General features: G+C 40.3%; 4 protein-coding genes. All 4 read left to right on the top strand.

The window, feature by feature from the left end; genetic code table 11:
- Positions 1-198 (top strand): hypothetical protein (locus tag QZT26_RS16245; RefSeq protein WP_295103650.1); only part of this gene is annotated, 198 nt, incomplete at its 5' end.
- A gap of 108 nt (positions 199-306) precedes the next feature.
- Positions 307-1,587 carry a glucose-1-phosphate adenylyltransferase gene (locus QZT26_RS16240; RefSeq protein WP_099326259.1) on the top strand — a complete coding sequence of 427 codons (1,281 nt, stop codon included), beginning with the start codon at positions 307-309 and terminating at the stop codon, positions 1,585-1,587.
- A gap of 371 nt (positions 1,588-1,958) precedes the next feature.
- Positions 1,959-2,693, top strand: coding sequence for a type 1 glutamine amidotransferase (locus QZT26_RS16235; protein WP_295103648.1), 735 nt, complete (start codon positions 1,959-1,961; stop codon positions 2,691-2,693).
- Positions 2,694-2,857: 164 nt separating this feature from the next.
- On the top strand, positions 2,858-4,372 hold the full coding sequence (gene guaB, locus QZT26_RS16230; RefSeq protein WP_099326261.1) for an IMP dehydrogenase: 1,515 nt from the start codon (positions 2,858-2,860) through the stop codon (positions 4,370-4,372).
- Positions 4,373-5,564 lie beyond the last annotated feature (1,192 nt).

Genomic DNA, 5,564 nt, shown 5'->3' with positions numbered 1-5,564 from the left:
TCGATTCAAAAGATGTTTCTAAATATCTTGGGTAACATACTGAAAAGCCTCCAAGCTGACATCATGGGTTCATTCCCTTTTCCATTCGAAGCTGGAGCTTCTCAAACAATCCCGTTCCCAAGCCGGATCTTGGGAACGAGCGGTTTTTTTCATAGGACTAAAGTATTACAATTCTTTGTAAAAAAACAAAATGTGTGAAGATATACAAAAAATCGGGAATGCACCCCTTGGTTAAGTAGTTTGGTGGTTAAATAGTTAAGTGGTTGAAACGATTTAACGACACAACTTAAAGCAGGAGATAATAATATGGATAATGTAATTTCTGTTATTTTAGGTGGGGGACGTGGAACGAGACTCTATCCCCTTACAAAAGAACGGTCAAAACCCGCAGTGCCTCTTGCCGGTAAATACCGGTTGATTGATATTCCAGTTAGTAATAGTCTGAATTCAGGGATAAATAAAATTTATGTTTTAACCCAGTTTAATTCCGCCTCCCTGCACCGGCACATCACAAGGTCATATAAATTTGATAATTTCTCAAAAGGATTTATCGAAGTCCTTGCGGCAAACCAAACTATAGGCAGTTTGGACTGGTATCAGGGCACCGCGGATGCCGTCCGCCAGAATCTGCGTTTCTTTGACCAACCAAATATCGAATACATATTGATTCTTTCCGGTGACCAGTTATATCGAATGAATTATCAGCATTTTATCAGAGAACATATCAAGTCAGGCGCTGAAGTGACTGTTTCTGCCATCCCTTCTGAAAGGAGACATGCCCAAGCCCTGGGTCTTTTAAAAATAAACGAACAGGGACGCATTGTTGGTTTTTCTGAGAAACCTAAAGATGAAGCAGTTATCGATACGCTTTCTTTGGATGCATCATTTTTTGAGAAAAGGGGGGTTGAACCAAAAGGGAGAACACTTTTGGCATCGATGGGTATTTATCTGTTCAACATTGGCGTATTAAAAGAAGTATTAAAAAAATCACAAAAACCTGATTTTGGAAAGGAAATCATTCCTGAAATTATAAAGGAAAGAGCAGTCCATGCCTATTTATTTGACGGATATTGGGAGGACATCGGGACAATTAAATCATTTTATGAGGCCAATCTCGAATTGGCAACCTTAAGTCCGAGGTTTAACTTGTACAGCGAGAAAAACCCAATATATACCAGCCCACTGTCCCTGCCCGGAGCGATTATAAACAATTGCAGGATTATAAAGTCTATTATAGCCGACGGGTGTATTATTGATAGTGGGGAAATAAGTGATTCGGTAATTGGTTTTCGAACAAGAATAGAGAAAAACACTACGATCAGGAGTTCCGTGCTTATGGGTGCCGACTATTATGAAACAAAAGAAAATATTCGTGCCAACAAAGAGAAAGGGATACCGAACATCGGAATTGGAGAAAACACAAAAATCGTGGGCGCTATTGTTGACAAAAACGTTCATATCGGAGAAAACGTTCATATAGAAAATACGAAAAAGATAGAAACATTTGATGCGGAAAATTACATGATACGTGATTCTATTATCATTATTCCCAAAGGGAGTGTTATACCATCAAATACCGTCATATAGTTCATGCTAAATGTTATGCACTAAGAAAAATGTTCAATATTCAATGCTCAAGTGGTTGTTCATTTGCCTTTATTCTTTTACATTGAACATTGAATATTAATTTTCAAAATGCGAAAGATGCACTTGTTTGGAATTTCAAATCAATTTGTCATTAGAATTTGTTTCGCCGGGTTGGTAGTATGTTTTTTTAATATAACGTTTCATTAAAATATCTACATTGATACCGTCATTACGAGCTACAGCGAAGCACTCTTAAGTCTTTTGGGAACAAGAGATTGCTTCATCGCTTCACTCCTCACAATGACATTTTTTTACGTACACATTTTAACGAAACTATGCACTAATGGTAGGATTTTTTCAGGATAAGCATTATGATTTTATTCATAAAACACATTGATATTGAAGGTCCCGGTACTATTGGAGACTTTCTGGAAGATAACAAGATTTCTTACGCAATTGTTGATCTTTCAAACAAAGATAATCTGCCGGAGTTAAAAAAAACTCTTCAAATGGTGATAAGTCTTGGTGGTCCTATGAATGTGTATGAAGAGGAAAAATATCCCTTTTTAGCGGATGAAAATGTTTTTCTTAAGGAAATAATAAAGAGGGATATCCCTTTTTTAGGCGTTTGCCTTGGGGCGCAACTTATGGTAAAGGCTATCGGCGGCACGGTATCAAAAAATCCAAAGAAGGAAATCGGATTTTACAAGGTTTCTATTGATGAAGAGGGATTGAAGGATAATGTGTTCAGAAATTTCCCCGGGGAAATAACCGTATACCAGTGGCACGGAGATACCTTCAGTATACCGGAAGGCGGGAAAAGGATTGCTACCTCAGAATTATGTGAAAATCAGGCGGTCAAATACGGCAGGAATATTTACGGCATACAATTCCATGTTGAAGTGACAAGGAACATGATTGCCGAATGGGCAGAAGCATACGAGGGTGAATTGGCGTCTTTGAAGGGCATAGTTTCCGATAAACAGAAAATGCTTGAAGATTATGATAATCTGAAAGGCGAATACCTCAAACAGGCAGAACGATTCTATGTGAACCTCTTTTCCGCTGCCAACCTGTTGAAAAGAAAGAGTTACTCCCTGCCGTAACAGTCAAATAGTTTTAACCACTTAACTACCTAACCGGGTTTTATAATTATCTTTGACATAAACGATATCCTTGTGTTATTGATTAATGTAGAGACGCATTGCAATGCGTCTCTACATTAATATTGAAATTCCTAAACATTTAATTGGAGGTTAATAACACACCCATGCCGCCGAATGGACTTGACGCAAAAACACTTTTTGAAGGGGGAGAAGGCATTACTTATAATGACTTCATTCTGCTTCCCGGACACATAGATTTTATTTTAGACACAATTAGTCTGGATACCAACCTTACCCGTAATATAAAGATAAAAAGACCCCTCGTCAGTTCGCCCATGGATACGGTAACCGAATCGAGGATGGCCATTAGCATGGCCTTGCTGGGCGGCATTGGCATTATTCATTATAACAATACCATTGAAGATCAGGCAAAGGAGGTTCGCAAGGTAAAGAGATTTGAAAATGGTTTTATAACTGACCCGGTTGTCCTCAGCCCTTTCCATACCATCATGGATGTCGATACTATTAAGGATACATATGGGTTTTCCGGGATTCCTATAACAGAAGACGGCACATTAAATTCTAAGCTGGTTGGAATTGTCACAAAGCGGGATATTGATTTTGAGGACAATCGAACGAAACCATTGAGCGAGGTAATGACCAGGCAATTGGTGACAGCTTCTTCCGGAATATCTCTTTCTGACGGGAACAAAATCTTAAAAGAAAGCAAAAAGGGAAAATTGCCGCTAATCGATAAACAGGGGAGGCTCGTATCTCTTATGAGCCGCACTGATTTGCTGAAAAACGAGGATTTCCCCTTTTCGTCAAAAGATAAGGGCAAACAACTCCTTGTTGGCGCTGCGCTCTCTACGCGCGAAGAAGACAGGGAACGCCTTGCTGAACTGGCAACGGCGGGTGTGGATGTGGTTGTCATCGATTCTTCTCAAGGTGATACAATTTTTCAGATTGATATGGTACGGTACGTTAAGAAACACTATCCGCATATTGACGTGATCGGAGGAAATGTTGTTACCGCAAAGCAGTGTAAATCATTGATTGACGCAGGAGTTGACTCTCTACGTATAGGAATGGGGAGCGGTTCTATTTGTATTACCCAGGATACCCTTGCCGTAGGAAGAGCGCAGGGGTCTGCTGTATACCATACAGCGAAATTTTCCAGGGAATACGCAAATATTCCGGTTATAGCAGATGGCGGTATTGCCCACATCGGGCATATTGTCAAGGCATTGTCCCTGGGGGCAAGTGCCGTGATGATGGGCGGACTGCTTGCCGGTACGACAGAATCTCCCGGCGAATATTTTTATGAGGGCGGCGTGCGGGTTAAAAAATACAGAGGAATGGCGTCTCATGAGGCGATGGAAAAGGGAGGCGGCAAAAGGTATTTGTCCGTTGAAGACCGGATAAAAGTTGCGCAGGGTGTTTCGGGAACGGTCGTTGACAAGGGTTCGGTTATTCATCTAGGGCAATATTTAATGCAAAGCTTATTGCATTCGTTGCAGGAACTCGGATGTAAAAGCGTTCATGATCTTCATCAGGGACTGTATGATGGAAACCTGCGTTTTGAAATGAGATCGCCGTCCGCACAGACAGAAGGCAGTGTCCATGACCTCTACTCCAGCAAGGAACCCCACCTTGGTCTTTTAAGAAGGGTACGATAGTATCCCCCCAATTCCTCCGGAATCTCCTTTATAAAAAACCTGGAATGTACATTTGAGCAGGAAGGAGGAAAGGGGGCACATCTGAATATTTGCATGATATGTATAATTCTGAAACCATGGCAAGGTTGGCAAGAATAGCATTTGAAGGGGCTTTTTACCATGTTACGAACCGGGGAAATCGCAGATAAGATATTTTTCTTGATACCAATGGTCGAGCAACGACTTGCAGAAGATCATAAATTACATAAATAATTCAAGAAGATATTGTCTAATGTCCGGATGTGACCCTTATTTTCTACACGATAGTTTTACCTGATAATAGTGATTTTCTCAAGTTATCAGGGCAATTCAGACATAAAAAAATACGATTTTATCGACGCGCTTCGAGGCATGGCAATTCTCGGAGTAATCCTTGTACATTCGTCTCAGTCGGTTGCACCAACCAACGTAACGCTGTTGTGGTTTATGGGTGAAGGGGCGAGAGGCGTTCAACTTTTCTATGTAGCCAGCGCACTGACGCTTTGCATGTCTTGGGTAGCTAGAAGCTCGCATGAAACATTTCCAATTCGGAATTTTTACATAAGGCGATTTTTTCGAATCGCTCCAATGTTTTATCTCGCCATATTGAGTTACATTTTCGTGAATGGGTTTTCTCCATCATACTGGGCTCCCAATGGTATCGAATGGTGGTTTGTTCCAATCACGGCAGTATTCCTCCACGGATTCCACCCAGAAACCATCACATCAGTTGTTCCAGGAGGCTGGTCAATTGCTGTAGAAATGAGTTTTTATTTCATCCTGCCATTTTTGCTTCCGCATATTAAATCTGTAAAGTCTTGTGCCTTCTTTTTCGTTATTAGCCTAGTCCTAAAACAAGCGCGATTTAACACTCTACAGACAATGGGATAATATTTTGGACTATTATGCGTCTCTAAATGTATTTTTTGTTTGTTTCGTCGCGAAAAAACTTACTAAAAAGAAAAATATTACTATTGATAGAGAAAACTACCATACTTTTGCAAGGTGATTACGTACCGCTCCCGCTCTTCTTCTGCTTTCCTTTTCTTTTTTACTGTTAAACTACTATTCCATGCACAGTTTTAATCTTCGGATTCGTTCCCACGTTGCAAAAAAATCCTTTAACCAGTCATTATATCCGAGTATTCGATATACAATCTTACGCCCTGTCTTC

Origin of the sequence: uncultured Candidatus Kuenenia sp., assembly GCF_900696675.1 — a bacterium.
Classification (GTDB): domain Bacteria; phylum Planctomycetota; class Brocadiia; order Brocadiales; family Brocadiaceae; genus Kuenenia; species Kuenenia stuttgartiensis_A.
This window is presented reverse-complemented; position numbering and strand designations above follow the sequence as displayed.

Bases quoted from the DNA above. Each gene is read 5' to 3' on its own strand.
- QZT26_RS16235 (WP_295103648.1), top strand. From the start codon at position 1,959: ATGATTTTATTCATAAAACACATTGATATTGAAGGTCCCGGTACTATT.
- QZT26_RS16240 (WP_099326259.1), top strand. From the start codon at position 307: ATGGATAATGTAATTTCTGTTATTTTAGGTGGGGGACGTGGAACGAGA.
- guaB (WP_099326261.1), top strand. From the start codon at position 2,858: ATGCCGCCGAATGGACTTGACGCAAAAACACTTTTTGAAGGGGGAGAA.